Here is a 23,793-nt window from a genome sequence, read left to right as displayed (position 1 = left end):
GCCTTGATCAGGCGCGCGATTTCACAACTTCGAGGGCGAGGTCTGCTCGATCGGTGACGATTCCATCGATACCGAGGTCAAGCAGGTGACGCATTCGCTGCGGTTCATTGATCGTCCAGACGTGCATCTCGAGTCCGAGAGTGTGCACGCGGTCGATCATCCGCTGAGTGGTCACACGCAACCCTAGTGCCTTCTCGGGTACTTGGATGGCAACCAGTCCGCTGAGGGCACGGCGAACGGCAGGCGAAATTCCGGTCTTGGCGCTGAGTAGCGCCAGAATGAAACGTCGAGCGGATGCCGAACTCGCCACTCCTGGCAATTGTTCGACTGTGGCGGCACGGCGGGCTTCATCGAATGAGGTCACGAGCACCCGATCAATTGCGTGAATGTCGCGGATCGCGCGCGCGGTCGGCAGCACCGCACCTTTGTTTTTGACGTCGATATTGAAGCGAGTCTCGGGAAAGGCATCAAGAGCCTCTCCCAACGAGCAGAAGCCTTGGCCCTCGCCCAGATCAATTCGCCGCAACTCTGTCATCGTGAGCTGATCGACCATGATGTTCCGGCCGGCGACGCGAGTGAGACTCGGGTCGTGAGCGACCACCGCTACACCGTCGAGACTGACGTGAACATCCGTCTCGATGTATTGCGCACCCGCCGCGACAGCTTTCGCGAACGCGAGGAGCGTGTTCTCGGGTGCTTCCACCGCAAGCCCCCGGTGCGCAAGCACACGGGGACGTGCGGGGGAGAGGAATGACGAGTTGGCGCTAACGCGCGACTGGTCCTTTGCCACTAAAGAATCCTTCACCAATGCCCTTGAGCGCTTCCGTCAGTTCAGACGGGATAATCCACATCTTGTTGGAATCACCTTCTGCAATCTTAGGCAGCGTCTGGAGGTACTCGTACGCCAGCAACTTCGGGTCTGGGTCGCCCTCATGAATCGCAGCGAAGACAGTCTTGATCGCAGCAGCTTCACCATCAGCACGGAGAACAGCAGCCTTAGCTTCACCCTCAGCCTCAAGGATCGCTGCTTGGCGCGAACCTTCCGCTTCGAGAATTGCGGCCTGCTTTGTGCCCTCGGCGGTCAGTATCTGCGCACGGCGGTCACGCTCGGCACGCATCTGCTTTTCCATCGAGTCTTGAATCGAGAGGGGCGGGTCAATGGCCTTGAGCTCGACGCGGCCCACGCGAATGCCCCACTTGCCTGTCGCTTCGTCGAGAACAACGCGCAGTTGCGAGTTGATGTTGTCGCGGCTCGTGAGTGCCTGTTCAAGGTTGAGGCCACCGACGACGTTTCGCAGCGTCGTGGTCGTCAACTGTTCGACAGCCCCGAGATAGTTGCCGATCTCGTAGGTGGCGGCACGGGCATCCGTTACTTGGAAGAAGACGACGGTGTCAATGGAGACGACGAGGTTGTCTTCGGTGATAACAGGCTGTGGTGGGAACGAGACGACCTGTTCACGCAGATCGATGAGGGGCAGCATCCGGTCGATAAAAGGAACAAGGATGTTGAGGCCAGGCAGCAAAGTCTTGCGGTACTTACCGAGGCGTTCGACAACTCCGGCACGCGCCTGCGGAACAATGCGGATTGCACGGAACAACGTGACGATCACGAAGATCGCCAGAACGACGAGCAGAATAATCACAAATATCTGGCCTATGAAGCCAGCGGGATCAGTCACTTTTTTTCCTTTCTCGGCGATTTTTTGGTCGCACGAGGTTGAGTGGAGCCGGGTTTGGCAGATTCAAGGACTACGACGGCGATGGCACCTTCGATATCGGTGACCGAAACACGTTTGCCGACGGGAACCGCTGACGGTGGCGAGCTGTCTCCAATGCGGGCAGTCCAGGTTTCGCCGTTGTCGAGTTTCACTTCGCCAATGCCATTAGCGAAGGGGCCGGTAACGCGACCGCCGAGCTCAAGGAGAGCGTCGAGGTTGCTCTTTGCGGGGTCGGCTCCCTTTTCAAGATTCATCAGCAACACCGGCCTGATAGTGAAGATCAGAAGGCCAGAGATCGCTGCTGCGAGAGCAATCTGGATGTACCACGGCCAGCCGAGAAGATTGGAGCCGAGCCCACCGATGAGGGTGCCTGCGGAGATCATGAGGAACGTGAATTCGAGAGTCATGACTTCGATCACGATGAACAACACGACGAGGGCAAGCCAGAGAATCCAGAGGTACTGGGTCAGATCAATAAGCATTGTTCCGGCGCCCTTCATCGTTGCGCAGTTCGACAAATCTTCAGTCTCGACGCTAGCACTTACCTCACTGCACAGCACGGCATTGACCGCTAAAGTCGAAGGGTGAACAGCGATAATTCGAATCCTCTGGCAGCCCACTCGCTCGATGGCGCTCGCGCGCTCATCACTGGTTCTTCGCGGGGGATTGGCGCCGATACGGCCGCCTACTTCGCCGAAGCGGGCGCCCGCGTTGCCGTGAACTACCGCAACAAAGAGGCTCGCGCCCTCAAGCTTGTCGCTCAGCTCAACGAGACTGACGGTTCGGCGATTGCCATTGGCGCCGACCTCACTGACCCCGAGACTGTTTCTGCCCTGTTCGAGACGGTGAAGACTGAGTTCGGCGGGCTCGAGATTCTGGTACTCAATGCCTCCGGCGGCATGGAGGGTGGCATGGCTGAGGACTACGCCATGCAGCTCAACCGCGACGCTCAAGTCAATTTCTTGAAGACCATGATGCCGCTGTTGCACGAAGGATCACGCGTCGTTTTCGTGACAAGCCACCAGGCGCACTTCATCCGCACCGTTGAGACGATGCCCGAGTACGTTCCGGTTGCTCTCAGTAAGCGTGCTGGCGAAGACGCGCTCCGCGAACTTATTCCCGAGCTTGAGGCTAAGGGCATTGGCTTCGTCGTTGTCTCGGGCGACATGATCGAGGGAACCATCACGGCGACGCTGCTACAGCGCGCCAACCCTGGAGCGATCGAGGCTCGCAAGGAGGCTGCTGGCCGCCTGTACAACGTGAGCGAGTTCGCCGCCGAGGTTGCCGCAGCCGCCGTTGAGCCTGTGCCGGAGAACAACACTCGTTACGTCGGCGACGTCTCAGACTTTCTCACCAAGTAACGAGCTGCGGATGCCGCTCAACCGGGCCACCAGTCGAGTGCTGCTGTTCGATCGGGAGCAGCGCTTCTTGCTCTTTCTGACGAAAGCACCGGATACAAGCGGTGTCGCGCGCTGGCTGACGCCGGGTGGCGGCGTGGACCCGGGGGAGTCTCATCATGAGGCCGCGGTTCGCGAGCTCGAAGAAGAAACCGGGCTTGTTGTCGAAGATCTCGGTGCGCCCGTGTGGTCGCATGACTTCACGGTGGAGTGGGATGACGCTGATCACGACACCGGCCACGCCGAGTTCTACCTCGCTCACACAGATTCCTTCGAGCCGTCGCAAGAACAATGGACGGCCGAAGAACGCGTCGACGTGTTGGCGCACCGGTGGTGGACCATTGATGAGTTGGCCGCCACCCCCGATCGCTATGAACCCGCTGAGCTTGTCGGGGTCATTCGAACGCAACTCCAGGAGATGAATTGATGAGCCGTCCGCTGCCGCACTACTCGGTGCCTGATGTTGAGTACTTGAACGAGATTGAGTTCGACAACATCACCAATGATGATGCCGTGGCGCTGGGGCTGATTGCCGTGCAGGTCATTCAGGAATGGGATCTCAACCTCGCGGTAGAAATTGTTCTCCGCGGTGATGTTGTCTTCAAGGCGAAGCTGAAGTCGACAAATGCAGATAACGACCCTTGGCTGGCGGGAAAAGCTGCCGTTGTAAACCATTTCGGCGAACCTTCGCTCTTGGTCAAGCTGCGCCACCTCGCTGCCGGTGCGCCGTTTGAGGAACGAACAGATGTCGACCACGACATGTACAAGGCTCACGGTGGCTCGATTCCGTTATGGGTAGACGGCGCCATTGTCGGCACAATGACCATGTCGGGGGAGCCTGACGCTATCGATCACGAAGCCGCTGCTGAGGCGCTGGCGAGGTTCGTGAGCAGCCGCAATCCGAGTTTCTAGGGTCGTGACGACGTGAGTACAGGTGGGGGAGCGTCATGAGCGCTGTACGCAGCTGGCTTTACGTTATTTCTGCTGCGGCCGCCGTTGTGGCGATGTTGACCGGGTGCACTGGCGCCCCAGAGTCAGGCGTCGAAGTCGCAGTTCACTCGCCGAACCCCACAAACACGGCTACAGATTTCGTTATGTCAGAAACTCCAGAATTGCTGGCGTTCGACGCCGAGGGCGAAGCTGTCTTGGCGACGAGCACCAATGCCGGCAGCTCTATCGATGTGTCGCCATTCGTGCCCACAACGGGACGAATCGCAGTGTATTCAGATTGTGTCGGCTCTGGCCGCATGACAGTGTCGATCGGCGATGTGGCACAGTCTTCTCACGACTGTCGCGAGAACTCAGATGACGCAGTCCACCTGGACGAGATGGACATCGATGCCAACGGCAGCTACTCAATTGCAGTGACGACCGACAACCAACAGCCTTGGACCGTGACGGTCGTTGCGTTGCCGCCGTTGCAGTCCTGACCTCTGCCGCCCCTCTCGGGGACGTGTTTAGTATCCGATAATGCACATTATGTCAGCTTACCTGAATTCGGAGCACCAGCACGCTTGAGCGGCTCCCTCTCACCACGACGCCCCGCCGGCGTCGCCCCAGCCAGACCTCTAGCCGCGGTGAAAGGTTATCGGCGGCTGATGTCTCGCTAGCGAGAACAGCGCACGAATGACCGCAACGGGCACGACGACCCACGCTCCGAGAATGGTCCCCATCTCGTACGCCACGCTACTTCCAGGATGTGGACTGCCTTTCAGGCGCGCACGCAAGGAACTCAGAGGGATTCCGACGGCATTCCCCCACATCATCATTCGGGTAGCGCCGAGAACGCCGAGCGCCTCCTCGCGGCCATAGAGTTGCACCAGCTGATCCCAGGCATCCTCATCGGGATGCCCCTCGGTATCCGCATAGTGTTGAGCGAACCCGATCCCCGCGAGCTCCCGGTCAGGCGCTCCTTGCGTGACGCCACCGAGAAGATTGCGAACCTCGTTCGAATCGATTCCGGCATCCAGTGCAAACTTTGCGTGTCCGTAAGCACAAATGGCGCAGCCGTTGACTTCGGTTACCGCGAGCATAATTCGGGAGGTGCGCTTCTCCCCCACAGTCTTTCGAAATTTGCGGAAGCACCGAGACGTCAGAGTGGCATCGTGAGTGATCTGGTAGATATCACGCAGAGAGAACCGTCGATTCGCGCGCATTGACCACACGTCAAAAGGCCGCGCCTCTCCCTGCACGTCACCGGCTTGCGAGTGATGCCTGCCCTCACCCATCCTTTGGCCTTCTTTCCTCGTCCGACATTGCGTCGACACACTTCACTGCCGACGCTCTCCATACAATATACCCCCTAGGGTATTATTGTCAGCGAAAAAAGCGGAGCGAGTGGCGGTACACGCCACCCACTCCCCTGCTCATTTAGTATTTATACGACTGTCCGCCATCGATGGGCAGCACAGCTGCGTTCACGTAGCTCGCGTCGTCGCTCAGCAAGAATGCCACCACCGCGGCGATCTCCGGAGCCTCGCCGAAGCGTTTGGTCGGGTTGCCCTGAATGAATTGCTCCGCCGCACCTCGAGGGTCCGCAGCATCGACCTGCTTCATCGAATTCTCGACCATCGGGGTCCAGATAGCGCCAGGTGCAATGGCATTAATTCGAATACCGTATTCCGCGTATTCAATGCCCGAGTTGCGCGTGAGGCCGACAACACCGTGTTTGGCCGCTGCGTACCCGGACTGGTTACCGACACCCCGAATTCCGCCAACGCTCGCAGTGTTGACCACCATGCCGGAACCTTGCTCTCGCATTACCTTGAGAACCTTCTCAAGCCCCAGGAACACGCCACGCAAGTTGATCGCAACTACTTTGTCGAACTCAGCGGCACTGAAGTTTTCCGTGAGATTTTGCTTTCCTTCGATGCCAGCATTGTTGAAAAACCCATCGATTCGTGCAAAACGGGCGATCGTCTCGGCAACGTACCGGTCGACGTCTTCTTCCTTAGACACGTCTGCCACAACGGTGAGAACTTCAGCCTCCGGTGCCGCTTCGGCGATAGCGCTCACAGAGTCAGCTAGCCCTGCCTCGGATACATCAACCAGCGACAGCTTGGCACCTTCTGTTGCTAGCCGTACGGCTGCAGCTCGGCCTAGGCCGGACCCTCCACCGGTAATGAGGACAACGCGTTCTGAGAAACGATTCATGAGAAACCTTTCGAATAGATTGGAAACATTGAACAAGTTTGACTATAGGATTCAAAGCTGAACGAGGGCTCAACCGACAGATCTGCTACTGCTTCGAACGAAGAAGACCCGCGCTTAAGCCATCGTGATGACGATGGAGCCCGAAGCATTGCCGCTGCGGAGATCTGAGATCGCGACGTCGACTTCGTCAAAGGGATACGTCGTCACCGTCGGACGAATCGCTAAGTTGTGCGCGAGCGTAAGGAAGGTTGCGCCGTCGGCACGAGTGTTGGCGGTAACAGTGCGCAGATCTCGTTCATTGAAGAGGTCAGCTTGGTAGTTCATGGCAGGAATATCCGTCATATGGATGCCCGCCAGCACCACCGTTCCACCGCGTTTCGTCGCGGCTAGCGCAACCGGCACGAACTCCCCCACCGGGGCAAACACAATTGCCGCATCCAGTTTCTCTGGCGGTTCTTCGGTCTCGTCGCCCACAAACGCCGAGCCGATACTTCGCGCCAAGTCTTGGTTTGCGCCGCCACGGGTCATCGCGTAGATCGTCGCTCCGGCCGCCTGGGCGATCTGAGCAGTGATGTGGCCGCTTGAGCCATAGCCATAGATTCCGAGCTTTCCGCCATCCGGCAATGCCGCCCGGGAAAGCGCCCGGTAACCAATGATTCCCGCACAGAGCAGGGGTGCGACCTCTACCGCGTTGACATCGGCAGGGAGGAGATAGGCGAACGCTTCGGGAACAGTGGCGTATTCGGCGAAACCACCATCAGCATCCCACCCGGTGTATTCGGAGTTCGGGCAGAGGTTCTCGCGCCCACTCCGGCACCACTGGCAGACGCCGCACGTACGTCGAAGCCAGGCGACTCCCACGGAGTCCCCGATGCTCAATTGCTTCACCTGATCACCAAGGGCGACAACCGTTCCCACGATCTGGTGGCCCGGCGTGACGTGAGGTGTATGCGTCTCGAGTTCATGATCGACCACATGAAGGTCAGTGCGGCAGAGTCCGCACACAAGTACTTGCACGACAACTTCATCGGCGCTGGGCGTGGGCTTTGGCTTAGTGCCAAGGCTGATTGAGCCTGGTGACTCTCCTGTGATCCACGCCTTCATCTGTTCCATTGGATGCTCCCACTTCGCGACTCAGAGTGGGACACGTGCACACGTGTCCCACTCGCTTGACCGGATGGCCAGCCCCCGGGGCCGGGGGCTGGCCATCCAAGGTAAGGATTAGAACGCCGCGTTGATATCCACGACGTCGATGACCTTTTTGTTGACGAATTCTTGAATACCGAGGTTGGTCAGTTCGTGGCCGTAACCAGAGTGCTTGACACCGCCAAACGGAATGTCAGCCTTCACCATCGTCGGGTGATTCACATAGACCATCCCCGTGTCGATCTTCCTGGCCACCTTTTCACCATTCACGGTGTCTCGCGTGAACACAGAACCACCAAGGCCGAACGGCGAGTCGTTGGCGACCGCGATCGCTTCGGCTTCGTCCTTGACGCGGATGACAATCGAAACCGGGCCGAAGAACTCTTGGTAGTACGAAGGATTCTTCGAGTCGATCTCGGTCAGAATCGTCGGCTGGTAGAAAGCTCCAGTCGACGGCACGGGGTCGCCGAGAGTTTCAGCCTTAGCTCCCCCAGCGATCGCGTCCTTGACTTGACCCGCAAGCTTGTCTGCGGCGGCCTGGGACGAAAGCGGCGCAAGGGCCGTCGTGGGATCCATCGGGTCGCCAGCCTTCAACGCAGAGACGCCGGCACGGAACTTCTCGAGGAACTCGTCGTACACGTCATCAACGACGATCATTCGCTTCGCCGAGACGCAGACCTGGCCAGCGTTCCAGTGGCGACCAAAGACCGCCCATTCCACTGTCTTATCCATATCGGCGTCCTTGAGAACGACGAATGCGTCAGAGCCGCCAAGCTCGAGCGTGCTCTTCTTTACCGCTTTGGCTGCGTAGGCAGCAATGATGGAGCCCGCTTCCTCACTACCGGTAAGGGCTACGCCACGCACGCGGGGATCGTCAATGACGTGCTGAGTGAGGTTGTGGGGAAGGTACAGGTTCTTGAACCCGCCGGCGGGAAGGCCGGCGCGTGCAAACAGGTCGTCGAACACGGCCGCCGACTGCGGCACGTTGCTCGCGTGCTTCAACAGGATGGTGTTGCCTGCGACGAGCTGGGGAGCCGCAACCCGCACGACTTGGTAGTAAGGGAAGTTCCACGGTTCGATCGTGAGCAGAACGCCGAGCGGTTGGTTGACGATCTCAACTTCGCCCTCGGCGGCGTATTCCACGGGAACCTTTTCGGTCTCGAGCAGCGCTCCCCCGCGCTCGGCGTAGTACTCGAGGATGTCCGCCGACAGATCTACCTCAGCTTCGGCCTCGGCGATCACCTTTCCCATCTCCAGGGTGAGCAGTTCTGCGTAACGACGCTTATCCGCGCGCAGCAGTTTCGCTGCTTTGGCGAGCACCTCCATCCGAGTCGAGTACGCCGTTTCACGCCAGGACAAAAACGTTTCGTGGGCTGCAGCGATTGCCTCGTCGACCTCTTGCACGGTCGCATCGGGGAACGTTGCGACCACTTCATTCGTATACGGGTTGATCGTTTGGTAGGCCATTCTGGGGGATCCTTTCGTTGGTTGATATTTTTCGGGCAGGGGAATCTGCGGTTTACGACGCCGCGGAAACTAAGGCGGGCCGGGCGCGCGAGGAAGAGTCACTCAGCACGTCAAGGCCGATTGGTGTTGGCAGCAGGACTGTGGCCGCTGCCGCGACGGGAAGAACTCCGTGCGATGCTTTCGCAGACTCGGTGAGAGTAACGATGCGAAGTGGTGTGGCTTTAAGGGTGAATGTTGCGGTCATGATAATCCTCAGACGAGAGCGAAAGATATTCGCTGCCGAGGACTAGAGCAACAACATAAACGTTACTCCTTATGCCTGAGAGTTGTGCAAGTCTCGGGCTTTTATCAGACTCACAATTGTGCTGCTTGTGCGAAAAACCCGCCGTGCCGCCTCAACTTTCTGAGTTGCGGATCACGGCGAGTCTCGTATTCGTTGGGTGCTGCGCCACCCGTCGTCAGATTGTGTCGAACTATTCTTCGTCCAAGTTCTCGGGACCATCCTCCGAATTGAGTTCGTGTTCGTCATAAACCGGAGACACCTCGTGGAGCTCGGATCCTTCGGGCGCACCGCTCTCGGCAAAAGGAACTACTGGCTCGCCCGCGACCGCATCGTTCGTAACGAGCTCATCGGCATCAATTGCGTCATCCGGATACTCAAATCCGGATGTGGTGGAATCTGACTTCATGGTGCAGCCTTCCTAGGTTGAGCGATTGCGCATGAGCGACCTCACGCGTCTGTGTCTATTGAACGCCTCGCTGGCGCCGGAGACAAGCGCGATTTCGTGCTGGGCCGTGCGACGATCTCGCGTTAACTCCCCACTATGACGAAGGAGGTGCCGCTGTGTGCGACACCTCCTTCCTGCGTGATGGGGCTAGCTAAGTAGCTTCTCGCGGCGACGAATCATAACCATCGAGAGGCCAGCGACGAGCAGCATCAACGACAGCTGAATCGGCAACGCTGATCCTGAACCAGTAAACGCGAGCGAACCAGACTCGAGTGCGGTGATCGTGATGTTCGCCCAACCGATCACTGAGCCATCCGCTGCGGTCACCACCAAGCGGTGGAGGCCCGGTGTGAGAGTCGAAGGAATGGTTGCTGAGACAGTTCCGGCGGCGCTGACAGTTGGCGATCCCAACAGAGTCGGCGTGGAATAGATCCAGATGTTCACGACACTGCCCGCATGCGACGTGCCCACGTTGATCGTGATGGTTTCCCCCGGGCTAGCGCTCGGCGGGGCCGAGACCGAACCGCGATTTCCGTCGATCAGGCTTGCCTCCGGTACAGCCACCGGTGCAGTCGGCGTGGCTGGATCGGTCGGGTCTGTTGGGTCTGTCGGATCCGTGGGGTCCGTGGGGTCCGTCGTCACCGTGCAGTCGATGGTGCCCGCCCGCAGCGCGATGCCGTCGGTGTTCGAGTCATCCGACCAGTACACCGCTTTCGAGCCAGAGACACACTCTGACTGCGGCACGATAGCGAAGCCCTCGTTGTTGAGATTGGGCATCCCGGTGGGGCGTTCGAAGACGGTGGCGACGTCGAATGAGCCGTTGGTTGCACCGGTCTGGGCAATCTCGAGAAGCGCGCTTCGACCTTCGCAGGTGTCGTCGCAGATGGCCCAGAGTGCACCGAGCGTGGGATCGAACTCGAGCTCCATGACACTGACGAAGCCACTCTCGATTGTCGCTACACGGTCAAACGAACCTGAACTCTGATCGAGCGCATAGGCGTAAATCGTTCCGTTAGCCTCGAGGCCGACGAAGAACAGTCCGTCGCCGTGGCCCGCATAAGTGCTCGGGTCGTAGAGGGTTCCTGTGTTCTCATCGACGAAGCCTTCGGCCACGAGGTAGCTGTCGGGAATCCAAGCAATGCCCTCGAGTCCCGAGTTCGCAGCGATGACCGGGAGGTCAGCGGTGAGATTCCACTCCTGGCTTGCCGTCAATTCGGATGCGGCGCCCGACACGTCGTAGCGAAGAATCGTCGGACGACTGACACCACTGTTGGAGTTATCCCGCTCGCTCGCGATGAAGACTCCCCCGGATGCTCCTGCCGATGTCAACGCCACACCTTCGGCATCCACGTCACCGGTGCCACTGGCATAGTGCAGCAGCTTTCCGTCGTTCCAGGAGTTCGACGTCTCGGGCACCCAGTTGGTTCCGTCAAAGACGAGCTTGTAGAGTGCTCCGGGCCCATTCTTGGCCGCCCACAGCACATCACCCGTGGTGGCGGACTCAAACGCGAGGCCACTCATGTTGTCGCTAAATTCGTCCATCTCGTTGACTGTGGAGATCGCAGACCCACCGGGCCACGGCGAGGTTTCGAGTTCGCCGACACAGCTGTTTGCTGCGCCCCTAGTCGAGGCCTTCGAGGTCTCGAAGTCACCGGTTCCATCGGGGCACCGTGCGTAGGTTGTTGCCGCGTGCGCAGTCCATTCGTAGCCGTCAACCAGCGTCACGCCGTCAGCGCTGAAGAGCCGCGCGGAGTCTGCTCCGCCGAGTCCAAACTCAGCATCCGTCTCAACAACGAGGTAGTTGCCAGCGGCAATTGTTGAGCCGGCATCGATCGTGAGGGCGTGCGAGTCGTTGTCGTCCTTGAGAACGAAGCCCGAGACATCCACTGCATCGGAGCCGTTGTTTTTCAGTTCGACCCAGTCGCTCGTGTCCCCGTTCGATTCGACCTCGTTGATGCGGATCGGCGCACTACAATCGTTCGCAGAGCCCTTAGTCGAGCTAGTCGTATCGCCAAAGCCGGACCCGCAGACGCCGAGCGTCGTCGCCGAGTGACCGCTCCAGCTGCGTGAATCAATAAGCGTGAAGCCGTCCGCAGCGAACACGCGCACGGAGTCGTCTGAGCCAAGCCCGAAGCTCAAAGCGGGCTGGTCAAAGACGTAGTAGTCGCCAGCCGCGATCGAAGTGCCAAGCGGAATAGCTGCGACATGACTATCGTCGTTGTCTTGCACGATCCAGCCGGAGATGTCGACAGCACTGCTGCCACTATTGAAGAGCTCGACCCAATCTGTCGCGTCGCCGTTTGACTCAATTTCGTTGATGCGAACATTCGGGAGCTCAGCGGCAACACAATCGTTGGCGGCGCCCTTGGTCGTGGTGTTCGTTGTTGCGAACTCGCCAATCCCATCAGGGCAGCGGCCGTAACTCGTGCTCGCATGTGCCGACCAGCCGTAGCTGTCGATCACGGTCGTACCGTCGACTTCGAAGACACGCGCGACATCTGCACCGCCCAAGCCGAACGATGGCTCGAAGGCAAAGAAGGCGCCTGGTTCGATCGTCGTCCCGCTCGGGATTGCGTCGGTGCGGCTGTCGTTGTCATCCTTGAGCACCAGCCCTGAGACGTCGACAGTAAAGTCAGAGATGTTGGTGAGTTCGATCCAGTCGTCTTCTGCAGCGCTTGACTCGACTTCATTGATGCGGACTGCTGCCTCGGCGGTAACCTCGCAGGCGTTGGCCGCGCCCTTCGTCGAAGCCACGGTGTCGCGGAACTCCCCCAGCCCGTTCGCGCAGCGACCGTAGGTGACGGAAGCGTGGCCATCCCACTCGTAGGACGCGACGAGGGTCGCACCGTCAGCCAGATAGACACGGGCCATGTCCGTGCCGCCGAGTCCGAAGTTGCCGTCGATGGCGTCGTCGTTAACGTCGACGACGAAGTACTCCCCCGGAGCTATCGTCGAGCCCGCAGGAAGGGTCAGCGTGCGGGAGTCGTTGTCGTCTTTCATGATCCAGCCAGAGACATCCACCGCGGCTGCTCCAGTGTTAAGAAGCTCGACCCAGTCGAATTCATCACCGTTCGACTCGACTTCGTTGATGAGGATGCTCGGCAGTTCAGCAGCGTTGGCCACGGTGGTCGCGAGGCCAGCGGACGTTATCACTAGCGGCGCTGCGAGAGCCAAAGAAGTGAGGAGGGCGGCAAGGGGCCGTCTGCGCATGGGAGTGCCCTTTCGAGGCTGGAATGAAAGTGCCCGGCCGGGAGAACGGACGTGCGCAGTCTCGGGCAGTGGCGTGAACCCTAGGTGAACGGGAGTAGACGGGATTGTGGTCGCGCCGCGCAATGCGAAGACCTTTTCTATGAAGCTGTCATAGACCTATCCGCTAGTATCGGCGACGCTCGCGGTCATCATCCGCGCGGTCTAGATCTTCTGGGAGCATCAGTCATGATCACTTCGTTGACAATCACACGCACAGCACTTGCCGCGTCACTGGGCGGGGTTCTCCTTCTCACGGCGTGTGCGACCGGTGCCTCAGAGTCCACCGCAACGGTGAGTGCCACGCCCAGCGCCGAGCCAACTACCGCAGCGTCCGCGATCGATATTCCGGATGCGTGGTCGGGCGTCATCGATGTCACCGCGATTCCGCTCGGCGATGACCAAACCTCCACCTCCCCCGCAGTCGACTATCTGTACTCCTGCAAAACAGACTTCAGCGGTCGCGGGCCAATAAACGGCGGACCGTGGATCGATTACGACACTGGCACGTGGGATTCCACGACCAAGGCGATCGTCGAAGGCGAAGTTTCGTGGCCCCAGGCCTACTATGACGAAGAGATCGTTCATGACACTCGTACTATCCTCACCGCGAACTTGCCGACCGAGCAAATGACGGGCACCTTCCCCATCGCGGACACCGATCCGGCGAAGGAATTTGACCGCAACCCCAATGAGATTGAGGAGAAGCTTGTCGAGCTCACCCTCACCGCCGCTCCGGCTGTCGCGGACGAGCCGAGCTGTGTTGCGATGGGTGCCGTCGGCGTGCTGAAGAACGGCGTCTACCTCTACAACGCAGTGGATGCTTCGGGAGGCGACGCGGTAGCGCACGAGACGCAAGACCTCTGTGACGGGCATCCGGATGGCGGCGATTATTACCACTACCACGGTGTGCCGTCATGCCTCTTGGACGCTGCCCCTGACACGGGCTCGACCCTAGTCGGGTACGCCCTCGATGGCTTCGGGATTTATGTTGAGCGCGACTCCGCGGGAAACCTGCCCACCAACGCCGACCTCGACGAATGCCACGGGCGCACCAGCACTGTGCTCTTCGACGGTGTTGAGCAGGAGATGTATCACTACAGCGCCACGATTGAGTTTCCGTTCACGGTCGGATGCTACGTCGGCGACCCTGCGCCCGTGCCGTCGCACGAGCACTGAGCGTCGGCCGCACCAGCAGTCCACAAGCGTCAGGAATTCCAGGCTCGACGGATCGCGGTGACCACATCCTCCTCGCGAACCTCATGCCCCTTCGCCTCGAAGACCAGTTCACGAATTCGAGACACGATCGACCCGGGCAACACGGATGCGCCTTCCGAGACGCGGGTGCCAGCACCCGTGCGCGAGTAGACGAGCCCATCAGCTTCAAGCATCTTGTACGCCTTCGCAGCAGTTCCGTTGGCGACCCCAAGATCACTCGCGACCTGCCTCACCGTGGGGAGTCGCTCGCCGCTGCCGACCTGACCCGACACGATCATCCCGCGGAACTGCTCGTAGATTTCGTTGGCGTCGGTCACGAGCGCACCAACTCCGGAGAAGACACACGCGACCGCTTGCCCTGAATCCCTGCCACAAGCATGAGCAATGCGGCCCCCTGCAGCACTGCGCCAGCGACAGCGATCGGCCCGGCGAAAGATGCATAGCCCAACGGTACAAAGTAATCGGCGGAATCCACCGAGATCACGCTGGGATACATCGCAGTTTGACCGATGAGAAGGAGGGCGCCGCCCAGCGGAAGTAAGACCGTCGCGATAAAAAGTCGAAGAACGATAGAGGCGGAGCGCGTACGCTCGCGAGTTTCCGCAGTGACGGATTCGGGGCTGGCGAATGGGCGAACCGAAATGGTGCGCAAGACCCACCACACCTGAGCAGCGAGCACCACAGCGAGAATCATCACTGGGACGGAGTAAGCCCAGCCGTAAAATGTGCTGGCTCCGTACTCATCCCAGGAAGCATCGGTGACGCCGATCGGTCGCGGCCCGCTGACCAAAGTATGCAGCCCGAATCTGTCGGTGATCGAGTGCACTCCGGCAAATAGCGAGACGCTCACGAGCGCACCGAGAACGCTGGCTGCGCTTGCGAGCTCTTTGCGACTGGCGAAACTCGTCCACCCACGCGGCTTCATTGACAACACCGGCGCCTCCACCACCACGGGCTCGCGTGTAACACGCACCGTGACTATGGTCAGCACCACGACCGCGACGATCAACGGCAGCGGATAGCGCCACCACGCATACGCCCACGGCTCGGGGGTGAAATCGACATTCAAGTTCGGCAACAAGTAACGCTGCGCCAAGTCGAGCACCGGAAAGAACTGGACTGCGAGATGCACGATCAATACCGCGACTGAACCTGTGACTGCGACTGAACGCATGAACGCACTGCGTCCGGGCACGACAGTTTCGGCGGTTCGCCCTCGCCTCGCGAAAAGGAAGATGACGATAGCGATTGTCGCCAGGATGAGTGGAGATTGTAAGACGAGCAGTAGGTACGACATTGACGGCTCCTTTAACTTGTGTCATCTGAATGATACAAGACTGAAGTGATCGATAGTCAACACTTCAACGAAAGATCCTCCGTAATACTTGCGAAAAACTCAGATACGTTATGCTTTCCAGATGGAAAGTAATTCCGCAGACTCCCCCACCGCTCCAGATTCCGCCCCACACACCACGCGGGTTGAAGCCTCTCGCCAGCTCCAGCAACATCAGGAAATGCGCGATTCGGTGAATCAGCGCGGGCCGTCCCGCGGCTTTGCGTGGTTCAGCCTCTGGAGCGCGCTCATGGGAGCGAGCTATATCGCCGTGTTTCTGTTCTCATTTTCCGCGGGCATCGGTACCGCCGGCGACAGCAACCCCGACAAGTTCTCGCAGACATCGCTACTCATCGTGCCGATACTGGCGTTCACGACGCTGACCACTGGCACCCGTGAAAGGTTCGGCATCAGAAGAGCACTACCGCGGGCAGTATGGATTCCCTTGGCTCTCGCGTTCATCGCGATGACCTTCCTGTCGGGTCTGTCGGTGTTCGACGTGTCCTACTCCCGGTGGCTCATCGCACTCGTCGCACTCGCCGTCTTCGTTCCTCTGGCCGCACCCGCCATAGCTCAACTGATCCGAGTGCCGCGTTCACGCAATCCGGCGCGCCGCAGTTCCGCACCGCTCAGTACACCCGTGCGGTGGAACACGGTGATCATGGGAGCAGTAGCTGGCCTACTCATCTCCTTCGGCACTATTCCGATCGTCTCGTCGCTGCTGATGATCGCGGCGCTCGCGGGCATCATGCTCACATACGTGCTGAACGAATCCGAGTGGATTCTGCCCCGAGTTGGTTTCGAATGGGGCTGGATGCAGTGGACTGCGTTCGGCGTCACCACGAGCACGCTCTTCGCTTTCGCTGTGTCCGCTCCGCTCGTAGAATCGCCGTCTTTCGCGGTCGCGATAGCCGCCGGGATTGCTGTCTTTCTCATCATGCTCGCGGCTTCAGCGCTTCCAGCACCCAGAGACGCACGTTGATGAAACAGCATCCACGTCACCAGCTCGATGATGCGTTTCTCACTCCGATACGGCTCTCGCTCATGGCCGCGCTCGGCCCTAGGAACGAGATCGACTTCGCGACTCTGAAAGCCTTGCTCGAAGTCGAGGACTCGGCTCTCAGCAAAGCGATCAGCTATCTTGCGGATGCCGGCTACGCAAAAGTGATCAAGGGAACGGTCGGTAATCGTGCACGCACGTGGGTGACTTCGACGGCATCCGGGTATCGCGCGTATCAGCGGCACCTGCTGGCGCTCCGGACAATCACAGAGCAGGACTAACCGTGCAAAAGTGAGCCGGAGCTTCGCCAAGAATTAGAGACTCGGCTGTCGCTACTCGCGAGTGCGCTCCCTAGGAGGGCTTTCACAAATTGGAGCGAATAGGCTCAGATCGCACATCTGTTCCCTGCCCACGAACCTGACGACAGGACCACCTGAATGCCATCCCGAGACTCGCAATCCTCCCCAAACGGCCCCTCGGGGAAAGACCTCACCGTAAAACAGCAGCGGGATGCGCGCCGAGCGGAAAAAGTCACCGCGATGAAGAAGAAGCACGCTGCGGAGAAGCGCCACCGAACGATCGGTATTGTCATCAGCAGCATCGCCGCGGTCGGCGTCCTCGCATTGATCATCGTGATGGTCGTAGCGAATGGAACTCCCCGAACCAGCCCCGAAGCTATCGAGATTGATGGCGTACAAAATTATCCGAATCTGGTCGCTGGTCATGTTGAGGGCACCGTCGACTATGAGCAAAGCCCACCAGCGGGCGGCGAGCACGCCTCTGTGTGGCTGAATTGCGGTGTGTACACCGAGCCAGTGCCGAACGAAAACGCCGTGCATGCTCTTGAACACGGTGCGGTGTGGGTGACCTACGATCCGGCGCAAGTGTCGGGAGACGAACTGGAAGCGTTGCAGGCTGCTGTTCCGTCGACCTATTCGGTACTGTCGCCGTACGAAGGCCTTCAGTCGCCCGTCGTTATCTCGGCCTGGGCTAACCAGGTTGAGCTCGACGGAGTGGACGACCCGCGAATGCAGGACTTCATTGACAAGTTCTGGCAGGGTGGCGACGCACCGGAGATCGGCGCTTCGTGCTCCGGCGGAATCGACGGCGGCGGACGCATCGCATGACCGACGGCGACGGCGTTTCGCCACGTCACCCCTGGCTCCGCGTAAGTGCCGTGGCAGTCGCAGCGTTGCTGCTGGTTGGGGTCGGTGTTCTCGCTGGCCAGAGATTGCTCCCGGCTGAATCCTCGGATCCAGTGACGACAAGCGCGGAAGCCGGTTTCGCGCGCGATATGCAAACTCACCACTTGCAGGCTGTAGATATGTCGATGATCATTCTGGAAAAGAGTGACAACCAGGCCATCCGCACTTTGGCGTATGACATTGCGACGGCGCAGGGCCAGCAAGCGGGACAAATGTTCGCGTGGCTCATCATGTGGAATCTGCCACAGGCCTCTAGCGAACCTGCGATGACATGGATGATGGATGACGGCGAGCATGACTCGCACGGCACCTCGGATTCTGACTCCGCGACCGCGATGACGATGCCCGGCCTTGCGACCTACGATCAGATGGAAGCGCTCAGGGCGAGCACCACTGACGCTGACGCGATGTTTCTTGAGCTCATGATTGCCCACCACGCGGGCGGTGTCGACATGGCCGAGGGTCTTCTGGAGCGCTCCACGAACGATGTCGTGACGTCGCTGGCCGAGGGAATGGTTGCCGTGCAAATGAGTGAGATCAACTACATGAACGAGTTGCTCGCAGGTCTCTAGGAATAGACCTCAGACTCCACGGCGACGAAACAGCACCCACGCGATCGCTAGGCTGCCGGCCGCCCACAGAAACAGCACTGCCATCTGCGCGCCGGGTGGAGGCTGCAAAATATTTCCGAATTGAAACCACGGCCACTCTGTATTTGGATCGAGGGTTTCAGCGGCTTCGCGCCCCGACGGAAATATTCGGCCAATGTTGGTGAGCCACACAAGCGGGGTGTCGACGGTGACGCGTTCCATTTGGCCCGTCAGGGTCGGCACGACAACGAAGATCGCGGCCAAGGCGAAAAGTGAACCAGACGGTGAACGAGCGATCATGCCGACGCCGCACCCGAGTGCCGCGACTAACCCGAGCGCGATCGTTCCTTTTCCGATAGAGATCCACACGATGCTCGCTGACAAGGTGGCGGGAAAACCTTGATCCTGCTGAATGGGCGTCGCCACTATCGCGGCCAGCAGTAACCCGATTGCGCCTGCTGTCACCGCCGAGGCGACGGCAACCCCTGTTTTCGCCGCGAGCACCCATCCGCGCAACGGGACCGCTGATAGAGCGGGGCGGATGTTGCCGGTAGCAAAATCTGAGGTTGCAATAGTGGCGCCAAAGGCTGCGATCAAGAACTGGCTCAGGGCCAGCCCACCGGATATCGCTGTCACCTGCTCGAGAAAGGTCTGCGAAGCTAAATCCCAGGGAGTAATTGGCGCCACAAGGCTGTCAGCTGGGGTTCTCGCAAGAGCCCAGCGCCACGCCATAAACACAATTGCGCCCGCACTCAACGCCAACAACCATCGCGAGGAGGGCAAGGTAAGTGCCTTCAGCGCTTCTGATCGGACGACTCCGGCAAAGCTCAATCCGCGGGCGGCGCCCGCAGCGCCTACCGTTGACCGCGATCCGCGCGACGAGCGGACTTTTCGCGAGACTTCGAGGTGCACCGAGCGTCGGGCGAATAGGGCGATTGCAACGACGAGCAGAAGCGCTGCTCCAGACACAAGTACTACGAAGCCCGTGAACGGCTCCAGCTCCGAAGCGAGCGTCCCCTCTAATACGAACGGCTCTGCCGGTGCTCGCGTAGTGAGCGCTTGAAGTGCGCTGGCCGGGAGGAGTTCCGCGAACCGAGGCACCCAGGTTCCCGCAAGATAGAAGAGCGTGCTCGGCATCAACAAGATGATCCCCACGAAGAGAATTGCGGCGGACACTGCTGATCGCGCAAGCGCACCGAATGCAACGCCGAGAACCGCGAAACACCCAGCGCCCGCGACGACGCTGATCAACAACTCCGCCGAGCGATCGAGGCCGGGCACTGTATAACCACGCGATGTCAGCGTTATAGATGCGATCCAGCCGGCGACAGCCGTCCCCCCAGCTGCGGAAATAGCGGAGAGGCCAATGCTCGGAATAGTCTTCGCGACGATCAGCATCACTCGGGATGGCACTGCAGCCAATGATGCTGCCAACGAGTCGTCCGTGTACTCCGAAGTTATGGCGATGAGACCGAGCGTCGCCGACAGAACTGCCAGCGGCAGCGCACCCACTGAGATCGATTCGAAAAGTACCGAGGTGCCATCGGTGTTCAGATCAGTTCCGACAATCAGCGGCACAAACAGCACGCGCACGGTTGCCAGCACAACTGGCAGGAGAAACATCAGCACCGCGATGAGCCGCGGTGGACGAAGAGACCAGAGCTTGAGTGACTCCGAGTGAACAACACCCCAGGCCTGAGTGAGCCCCTTAGTCTCGCCTCCGCGTGCAACCGCGGAACTCACTTCTCCGATCCCTGCCGGTATTCGACACTCGAATCGGTGAGCTGACGATACGTTTCTTCGAGGGATTCCACCTGAGTGCGAAGCTCAATCAGCGGAATACTCAATCGAGCCGCCAGTAAGCCGACTTCTTCGGCGGTCGACCCCTGAATGACCAGTGCGTCGCGCTCCTCAACCACCCGCGCCCCGGACGCGGCGAGCGGCACGATCAATTCGCGCGCCTGAGGGCTCCGCACAACTACGCGCTCTGCGCCCTGCAGGCGCGCAAGGTCTGAGAGCGCAGAATCCGCGAGCACCTTCCCACGCCCGACGATCACGACATGGTCGGCGGTCAGCGCGACCTCACTAATCAAATGCGAGGAAAGCAACACTGTGCGCCCCTCCGCCGCAAAGTCGCGCACTAGCTCCCGAAACCACATCACACCATCGGGATCTAAGCCGTTTACGGGCTCGTCAAATACGAAGACCTCGGGATCGCCGAGCATTGAAGCTGCAATGCCGAGCCGCTGGCGCATCCCCAGCGAATACCCTCCAATGCGACGAGAGGCCACACCGCTGAGCCCAACTTCTTCGAGCACGAATTCGACTCGCTCGTTAGATATCCCATGAGTGAGGGCAAGCGCCCGCAGGTGATCGAAGCCGGAGCGCCCCGGATGCGCGTTGCGAGCATCCAACAGTGCGCCCACCTGAAACAGCGGATTCTTTATGTTCCGATAGGGTTCGCCACTGACGAGAGCTTCCCCTGAATCCGCCGCTTCGAGGCCGAGCAGTATGCGCATCGTCGTGGTCTTGCCGGAGCCGTTGGGCCCCAGAAATCCTGTCACACGACCAGGCGCAGCCGTAAAACCGAGGTCATCGACTGCGAGCTTGTCGCCGAAACGTTTCGAGAGGTGACGAAACTCGATCAAGGTTCCTCCGTTGGTGGACTAGCGCCGCTAACGTCTATCTCCACACATTGAGAATCAGAGTGAGACTGGCTCAATTAACGATACTGCAGACCGAAGCCCAATTTTGCAGCGCAGCTAGCGTGGGTGTTCACGATATTCGCACCACCATTTACGTAAACCCAAGGTCCAAAATCGGTCCACGCCGGGAATGGCCAGACTGCCTTACACGTGACATTGAGGCGCGCCTGCCCGACGCCGCTGCACGACGCTGTGGCAACGTTGTTGAGCGACCCAGCATTCCAACAGCTGGCTGCCGCATTTGCGGGCGCGGCGATAAGAAGTGGACTCAGAAGAGCGAGGCCGACCGCAGCGATGAGTCCCTTGGAACGTAGTTGTGAAGATTTCATAATAATTCCTCTCATTTCCGTTATTGGAAGAATACTCACACTTTTAGAACGAGTTGTCTACCCCGACTTTCACAAACTTTTCGGGACTCTCGCAATAATGGTCACTAGCATCCGCGATCTCGCAGAGTTGCGACATCCGCACCACCAGGGAGGCACCGACCATGGCCAGCACGAGCAACCCCGACTCCCCCAGCGCCCACATGGCGGATAGCCACGACATCATCCGGGTGCGAGGCGCCCGCGAGAACAACCTCGCTGACGTGAGCCTCGACATCCCCAAGCGTCGCCTGACCGTCTTCACAGGAGTCTCGGGCTCAGGCAAGAGTTCGCTTGTCTTTGGCACGATCGCGGCAGAGTCGCAGCGGATGATCAACGAGACGTACAGTGCATTCCTGCAGGGGTTCATGCCCTCGCTCGCACGCCCCGACGTCGATGTGCTTGAGGGCCTCACGACGGCGATCATCGTCGACCAAGAACGCATGGGTTCCAACGCCCGCTCGACGGTCGGTACCGCCACCGATGCCAACGCCATGCTGCGCATCGTCTTCAGCCGCCTCGGTGATCCCCATGTGGGATCACCGCAAGCATTCTCGTTCAACGTGGCATCCATTTCCGGGGCAGGCGCCGTCACCTTTGAGAAGGCTGGCGTCACGACGAAAGAGCGTCGCGAGTTCAGCATCACCGGCGGCATGTGCCCCACCTGCGAAGGTCGTGGCACCGTCAACGACATTGATCTCACGCAGCTCTACGACGACAGCAAGTCGCTCGCCGAGGGCGCGCTGACCATCCCCAACTACACCGCCGATGGGTGGATGGTGCGCATCTTCACCGAGTCAGGCTTCCTCGATCCCAATAAGCCGATCAAGAAGTACACCAAGACTGAGCTGCACGACTTTCTCTACAAAGAACCGGTCAAGGTCAAGATGCAGTCGATCAACATGACCTACGAGGGATTGATCCCCAAGATTCAGAAGTCGATGCTGTCGAAAGACCGCGAGGCGATGCAGCCCCACATTCGGGCGTTTGTCGATCGGGCCGTCACGTTCACGGCCTGCGCCGATTGCGGCGGCACTCGGCTCAATGAGGGTGCCCGAGCATCCAAAATCGCAGGAATCAATATTGCGGATGCCTGCGCCATGCAGATCAGTGACCTCGCCGAGTGGGTGCGCGGCCTCAACGAGCCATCCGTCGCCCCGCTGCTCGAAGCACTTCAGCAAACCCTCGACTCGTTCGTGGAGATCGGCCTCGGCTATCTCTCCCTCGATCGCCCGGCCGGCACGCTCTCCGGCGGTGAAGCGCAGCGCACCAAAATGATCCGTCACCTCAGTTCGTCGCTCACTGACATCACCTACGTCTTCGACGAGCCGACCATCGGCCTCCACCCCCACGATATTCAGCGGATGAACGAGCTCCTGTTCCGCCTGCGCGACAAGGGCAACACCGTGCTCGTGGTTGAGCACAAGCCCGAAACGATTTCGGTTGCCGACCACATCGTCGACCTCGGGCCAGGGGCCGGAACCGAGGGCGGCCAAATCTGCTTCGAGGGCAGCTTCGAGGAGCTGCGCGAGAGCGACACCGTCACCGGCCACCACATCGATGATCGAGTGTCGGTCAAAGACGAGGTTCGCTCCCCCACCGGCGTCCTAGAGATTCGCGGGGCCGACAGCCACAACCTCAAGAACGTGGATCTCGACATCCCGCTGGGCACTCTCGTGGTGGTGACGGGGGTCGCTGGTTCCGGCAAGAGCTCCCTCATCCACGGCTCGGTCGTACCGCGTGAGGGCGTCGTGTCGGTGGACCAGTCCGCCATCAAGGGCTCCCGCCGCAGCAACCCGGCCACGTACACCGGACTGCTCGACCCGATCCGTAAAGCGTTCGCGAAGGCGAATGGCGTCAAGCCTGCGTTGTTCAGCGCAAATTCCGAAGGTGCCTGCCCGAACTGCAACGGTGCCGGCGTGATTTACACCGACCTCGGCGTCATGGCCACCGTCTCGACCCCGTGCGAGGTATGCGAAGGAAAACGCTTCATGGCCTCCGTGCTGGAATACAAGCTCGGCGGGCGTGACATCAGTGAAGTGCTCGGGATGTCCGTTGCCGAGGCCGAAGCCTTCTTCGGCGAAGGCGACGCGCGCACCACCGCGGCTCACGCCATCCTCGATCGACTCGTCGACGTCGGGCTGGGCTACCTGCGCCTCGGCCAGCCGCTCCCCACTCTCTCCGGCGGCGAACGGCAGCGCCTCAAGCTCGCGACCCAGATGGCCGACAAGGGCGATGTTTATGTTCTGGATGAACCGACCACAGGGCTGCACTTGGCTGACGTTGAGCGGCTCCTCGGGCTGCTCGACCGCCTCGTCGATTCGGGAAAGTCCGTGATCGTCGTCGAACACCATCAGGCAGTAATGGCCCATGCAGACTGGATCATCGATCTCGGTCCCGGTGCCGGCCACGACGGCGGAAACATTGTGTTCGAAGGCACGCCGGCAGATCTCATCGCCGCGAAATCGACGCTCACGGGCGAACACCTCGCCGCATATGTGGGCGACCGCAGTTAGCGAAGA

Annotated in this window: 24 protein-coding genes; 10 read left to right on the top strand and 14 right to left on the bottom strand. The window is 59.9% G+C overall.

From position 1 onward, the window contains the following. Nucleotides 1-7: 7 nt before the first annotated feature. From I6E52_RS00955 to I6E52_RS00945, 3 genes are read right to left on the bottom strand one after another with little or no spacing between them, the layout of a single operon-like run. Entirely contained in the window at nucleotides 8-790 is a 783-nt protein-coding gene (locus tag I6E52_RS00955; RefSeq protein ID WP_197154282.1) for a glycerophosphodiester phosphodiesterase family protein, read from the bottom strand. Continuing rightward, a complete protein-coding gene (locus tag I6E52_RS00950) occupies nucleotides 765-1,679 on the bottom strand; it encodes an SPFH domain-containing protein (protein WP_197105581.1) in 915 nt (304 codons plus the stop codon). The genes I6E52_RS00955 and I6E52_RS00950 overlap by 26 nt, the downstream gene beginning before the upstream one ends. Next, a complete protein-coding gene (locus I6E52_RS00945) occupies nucleotides 1,676-2,200 on the bottom strand; it encodes an NfeD family protein (RefSeq protein WP_231601723.1) in 525 nt (174 codons plus the stop codon). The genes I6E52_RS00950 and I6E52_RS00945 overlap by 4 nt, the downstream gene beginning before the upstream one ends. A gap of 102 nt (nucleotides 2,201-2,302) precedes the next feature. Between I6E52_RS00945 and I6E52_RS00940 the strand changes: the two genes are divergently transcribed. Genes I6E52_RS00940 through I6E52_RS00925 form a run of 4 tightly spaced genes read left to right on the top strand, consistent with a single transcriptional unit; the run spans nucleotide 2,303 to nucleotide 4,545 of the window. Next, the gene (locus I6E52_RS00940; protein WP_197124812.1) at nucleotides 2,303-3,079 is read left to right on the top strand and encodes an SDR family oxidoreductase; all 777 of its coding nucleotides are present in this window, start codon (nucleotides 2,303-2,305) and stop codon (nucleotides 3,077-3,079) included. A gap of 10 nt (nucleotides 3,080-3,089) precedes the next feature. Further along, complete coding sequence (locus I6E52_RS00935) at nucleotides 3,090-3,542, top strand: NUDIX hydrolase (protein WP_197154281.1); 453 nt, start codon at nucleotides 3,090-3,092, stop codon at nucleotides 3,540-3,542. Then, nucleotides 3,542-4,027, top strand: a complete 486-nt coding sequence (locus tag I6E52_RS00930; RefSeq protein ID WP_197154280.1) for a heme-binding protein — start codon at nucleotides 3,542-3,544, stop codon at nucleotides 4,025-4,027. The genes I6E52_RS00935 and I6E52_RS00930 overlap by 1 nt, the downstream gene beginning before the upstream one ends. A gap of 35 nt (nucleotides 4,028-4,062) precedes the next feature. Beyond that, a complete protein-coding gene (locus I6E52_RS00925) occupies nucleotides 4,063-4,545 on the top strand; it encodes a hypothetical protein (RefSeq protein ID WP_197154279.1) in 483 nt (160 codons plus the stop codon). Nucleotides 4,546-4,683: 138 nt separating this feature from the next. On the opposite strand, the gene I6E52_RS00920 is transcribed toward I6E52_RS00925, so the two are convergent. From I6E52_RS00920 to I6E52_RS00890, 7 genes are all read right to left on the bottom strand, one after another. Beyond that, nucleotides 4,684-5,343: a hypothetical protein gene (locus tag I6E52_RS00920; RefSeq protein ID WP_197154277.1), complete on the bottom strand. Its 660-nt coding sequence runs from the start codon at nucleotides 5,341-5,343 to the stop codon at nucleotides 4,684-4,686. A gap of 142 nt (nucleotides 5,344-5,485) precedes the next feature. After that, on the bottom strand, nucleotides 5,486-6,268 hold the full coding sequence (locus tag I6E52_RS00915; protein WP_197154275.1) for an SDR family oxidoreductase: 783 nt from the start codon (nucleotides 6,266-6,268) through the stop codon (nucleotides 5,486-5,488). Nucleotides 6,269-6,382: 114 nt separating this feature from the next. After that, complete coding sequence (locus tag I6E52_RS00910; RefSeq protein ID WP_307842304.1) at nucleotides 6,383-7,381, bottom strand: zinc-dependent alcohol dehydrogenase family protein; 999 nt, start codon at nucleotides 7,379-7,381, stop codon at nucleotides 6,383-6,385. Nucleotides 7,382-7,489: 108 nt separating this feature from the next. Further along, nucleotides 7,490-8,881 (bottom strand): NAD-dependent succinate-semialdehyde dehydrogenase, encoded by a 1,392-nt coding sequence (locus tag I6E52_RS00905; protein WP_197154273.1) that lies wholly within the window; start codon nucleotides 8,879-8,881, stop codon nucleotides 7,490-7,492. Nucleotides 8,882-8,933: 52 nt separating this feature from the next. Further along, nucleotides 8,934-9,125 (bottom strand): hypothetical protein, encoded by a 192-nt coding sequence (locus I6E52_RS00900; RefSeq protein ID WP_197154271.1) that lies wholly within the window; start codon nucleotides 9,123-9,125, stop codon nucleotides 8,934-8,936. 229 nt (nucleotides 9,126-9,354) lie between these two features. Further along, the gene (locus I6E52_RS00895; protein ID WP_197154270.1) at nucleotides 9,355-9,570 is read right to left on the bottom strand and encodes a hypothetical protein; all 216 of its coding nucleotides are present in this window, start codon (nucleotides 9,568-9,570) and stop codon (nucleotides 9,355-9,357) included. Between the two features lie 186 nt (nucleotides 9,571-9,756). Further along, nucleotides 9,757-12,819 (bottom strand): lamin tail domain-containing protein, encoded by a 3,063-nt coding sequence (locus I6E52_RS00890; protein WP_197154269.1) that lies wholly within the window; start codon nucleotides 12,817-12,819, stop codon nucleotides 9,757-9,759. A 225-nt stretch (nucleotides 12,820-13,044) separates the two neighbouring features. Here I6E52_RS00890 and I6E52_RS00885 point away from each other — a divergent pair, with 225 nt between their 5' ends. Continuing rightward, complete coding sequence (locus tag I6E52_RS00885; protein ID WP_197154268.1) at nucleotides 13,045-14,034, top strand: YHYH protein; 990 nt, start codon at nucleotides 13,045-13,047, stop codon at nucleotides 14,032-14,034. Between the two features lie 29 nt (nucleotides 14,035-14,063). On the opposite strand, the gene I6E52_RS00880 is transcribed toward I6E52_RS00885, so the two are convergent. Both I6E52_RS00880 and I6E52_RS00875 read right to left on the bottom strand, forming a co-directional pair. Next, a complete protein-coding gene (locus I6E52_RS00880; RefSeq protein ID WP_307842303.1) occupies nucleotides 14,064-14,390 on the bottom strand; it encodes a GntR family transcriptional regulator in 327 nt (108 codons plus the stop codon). Beyond that, nucleotides 14,387-15,370, bottom strand: coding sequence for a hypothetical protein (locus I6E52_RS00875; protein ID WP_197154267.1), 984 nt, complete (start codon nucleotides 15,368-15,370; stop codon nucleotides 14,387-14,389). The genes I6E52_RS00880 and I6E52_RS00875 overlap by 4 nt, the downstream gene beginning before the upstream one ends. A 217-nt stretch (nucleotides 15,371-15,587) precedes the next feature. Here I6E52_RS00875 and I6E52_RS00870 point away from each other — a divergent pair, with 217 nt between their 5' ends. The 4 genes from I6E52_RS00870 to I6E52_RS00855 all read left to right on the top strand — a co-directional run bounded on the left by I6E52_RS00870 (nucleotide 15,588) and on the right by I6E52_RS00855 (nucleotide 18,183). Next, on the top strand, nucleotides 15,588-16,388 hold the full coding sequence (locus I6E52_RS00870) for a hypothetical protein (protein ID WP_197154266.1): 801 nt from the start codon (nucleotides 15,588-15,590) through the stop codon (nucleotides 16,386-16,388). Next, nucleotides 16,388-16,687 (top strand): transcriptional regulator, encoded by a 300-nt coding sequence (locus I6E52_RS00865; RefSeq protein ID WP_197154265.1) that lies wholly within the window; start codon nucleotides 16,388-16,390, stop codon nucleotides 16,685-16,687. Before I6E52_RS00870 ends, I6E52_RS00865 begins: the two co-directional genes overlap by 1 nt. A 258-nt stretch (nucleotides 16,688-16,945) precedes the next feature. Then, nucleotides 16,946-17,533, top strand: coding sequence for a DUF3105 domain-containing protein (locus I6E52_RS00860; RefSeq protein ID WP_197154263.1), 588 nt, complete (start codon nucleotides 16,946-16,948; stop codon nucleotides 17,531-17,533). Further along, nucleotides 17,530-18,183 (top strand): DUF305 domain-containing protein, encoded by a 654-nt coding sequence (locus I6E52_RS00855; RefSeq protein WP_197154261.1) that lies wholly within the window; start codon nucleotides 17,530-17,532, stop codon nucleotides 18,181-18,183. The genes I6E52_RS00860 and I6E52_RS00855 overlap by 4 nt, the downstream gene beginning before the upstream one ends. 9 nt (nucleotides 18,184-18,192) lie before the next feature. On the opposite strand, the gene I6E52_RS00850 is transcribed toward I6E52_RS00855, so the two are convergent. Then, the gene (locus tag I6E52_RS00850) at nucleotides 18,193-19,944 is read right to left on the bottom strand and encodes a hypothetical protein (RefSeq protein ID WP_197154259.1); all 1,752 of its coding nucleotides are present in this window, start codon (nucleotides 19,942-19,944) and stop codon (nucleotides 18,193-18,195) included. After that, the gene (locus tag I6E52_RS00845; protein ID WP_197154257.1) at nucleotides 19,941-20,849 is read right to left on the bottom strand and encodes an ATP-binding cassette domain-containing protein; all 909 of its coding nucleotides are present in this window, start codon (nucleotides 20,847-20,849) and stop codon (nucleotides 19,941-19,943) included. Before I6E52_RS00845 ends, I6E52_RS00850 begins: the two co-directional genes overlap by 4 nt. A gap of 547 nt (nucleotides 20,850-21,396) precedes the next feature. Between I6E52_RS00845 and I6E52_RS00840 the strand changes: the two genes are divergently transcribed. Next, nucleotides 21,397-23,787: an excinuclease ABC subunit UvrA gene (locus I6E52_RS00840; protein WP_197154255.1), complete on the top strand. Its 2,391-nt coding sequence runs from the start codon at nucleotides 21,397-21,399 to the stop codon at nucleotides 23,785-23,787. The last annotated feature ends 6 nt before the right edge of the window (nucleotides 23,788-23,793 follow it).

This window comes from Salinibacterium sp. NG253, from assembly GCF_015864945.1.
In the GTDB taxonomy this organism is placed as follows: domain Bacteria; phylum Actinomycetota; class Actinomycetes; order Actinomycetales; family Microbacteriaceae; genus Rhodoglobus.
The sequence above is the reverse complement of the archived record's forward strand: the minus strand, read 5'-3'. Positions and strand labels throughout refer to the sequence as shown.

What these genes read in the sequence shown, in the direction of transcription:
- I6E52_RS00945 (WP_231601723.1), bottom strand. Translation starts at nt 2,200, where the DNA reads ATGCTTATTGATCTGACCCAGTACCTCTGGATTCTCTGGCTTGCCCTC.
- I6E52_RS00935 (WP_197154281.1), top strand. Translation starts at nt 3,090, where the DNA reads ATGCCGCTCAACCGGGCCACCAGTCGAGTGCTGCTGTTCGATCGGGAG.
- I6E52_RS00930 (WP_197154280.1), top strand. Translation starts at nt 3,542, where the DNA reads ATGAGCCGTCCGCTGCCGCACTACTCGGTGCCTGATGTTGAGTACTTG.
- I6E52_RS00925 (WP_197154279.1), top strand. Translation starts at nt 4,063, where the DNA reads ATGAGCGCTGTACGCAGCTGGCTTTACGTTATTTCTGCTGCGGCCGCC.
- I6E52_RS00920 (WP_197154277.1), bottom strand. Translation starts at nt 5,343, where the DNA reads ATGGGTGAGGGCAGGCATCACTCGCAAGCCGGTGACGTGCAGGGAGAG.
- I6E52_RS00915 (WP_197154275.1), bottom strand. Translation starts at nt 6,268, where the DNA reads ATGAATCGTTTCTCAGAACGCGTTGTCCTCATTACCGGTGGAGGGTCC.
- I6E52_RS00910 (WP_307842304.1), bottom strand. Translation starts at nt 7,381, where the DNA reads ATGGAACAGATGAAGGCGTGGATCACAGGAGAGTCACCAGGCTCAATC.
- I6E52_RS00905 (WP_197154273.1), bottom strand. Translation starts at nt 8,881, where the DNA reads ATGGCCTACCAAACGATCAACCCGTATACGAATGAAGTGGTCGCAACG.
- I6E52_RS00900 (WP_197154271.1), bottom strand. Translation starts at nt 9,125, where the DNA reads ATGACCGCAACATTCACCCTTAAAGCCACACCACTTCGCATCGTTACT.
- I6E52_RS00895 (WP_197154270.1), bottom strand. Translation starts at nt 9,570, where the DNA reads ATGAAGTCAGATTCCACCACATCCGGATTTGAGTATCCGGATGACGCA.
- I6E52_RS00890 (WP_197154269.1), bottom strand. Translation starts at nt 12,819, where the DNA reads ATGCGCAGACGGCCCCTTGCCGCCCTCCTCACTTCTTTGGCTCTCGCA.
- I6E52_RS00885 (WP_197154268.1), top strand. Translation starts at nt 13,045, where the DNA reads ATGATCACTTCGTTGACAATCACACGCACAGCACTTGCCGCGTCACTG.
- I6E52_RS00875 (WP_197154267.1), bottom strand. Translation starts at nt 15,370, where the DNA reads ATGTCGTACCTACTGCTCGTCTTACAATCTCCACTCATCCTGGCGACA.
- I6E52_RS00870 (WP_197154266.1), top strand. Translation starts at nt 15,588, where the DNA reads ATGCGCGATTCGGTGAATCAGCGCGGGCCGTCCCGCGGCTTTGCGTGG.
- I6E52_RS00865 (WP_197154265.1), top strand. Translation starts at nt 16,388, where the DNA reads ATGAAACAGCATCCACGTCACCAGCTCGATGATGCGTTTCTCACTCCG.
- I6E52_RS00860 (WP_197154263.1), top strand. Translation starts at nt 16,946, where the DNA reads ATGAAGAAGAAGCACGCTGCGGAGAAGCGCCACCGAACGATCGGTATT.
- I6E52_RS00855 (WP_197154261.1), top strand. Translation starts at nt 17,530, where the DNA reads ATGACCGACGGCGACGGCGTTTCGCCACGTCACCCCTGGCTCCGCGTA.
- I6E52_RS00840 (WP_197154255.1), top strand. Translation starts at nt 21,397, where the DNA reads ATGGCCAGCACGAGCAACCCCGACTCCCCCAGCGCCCACATGGCGGAT.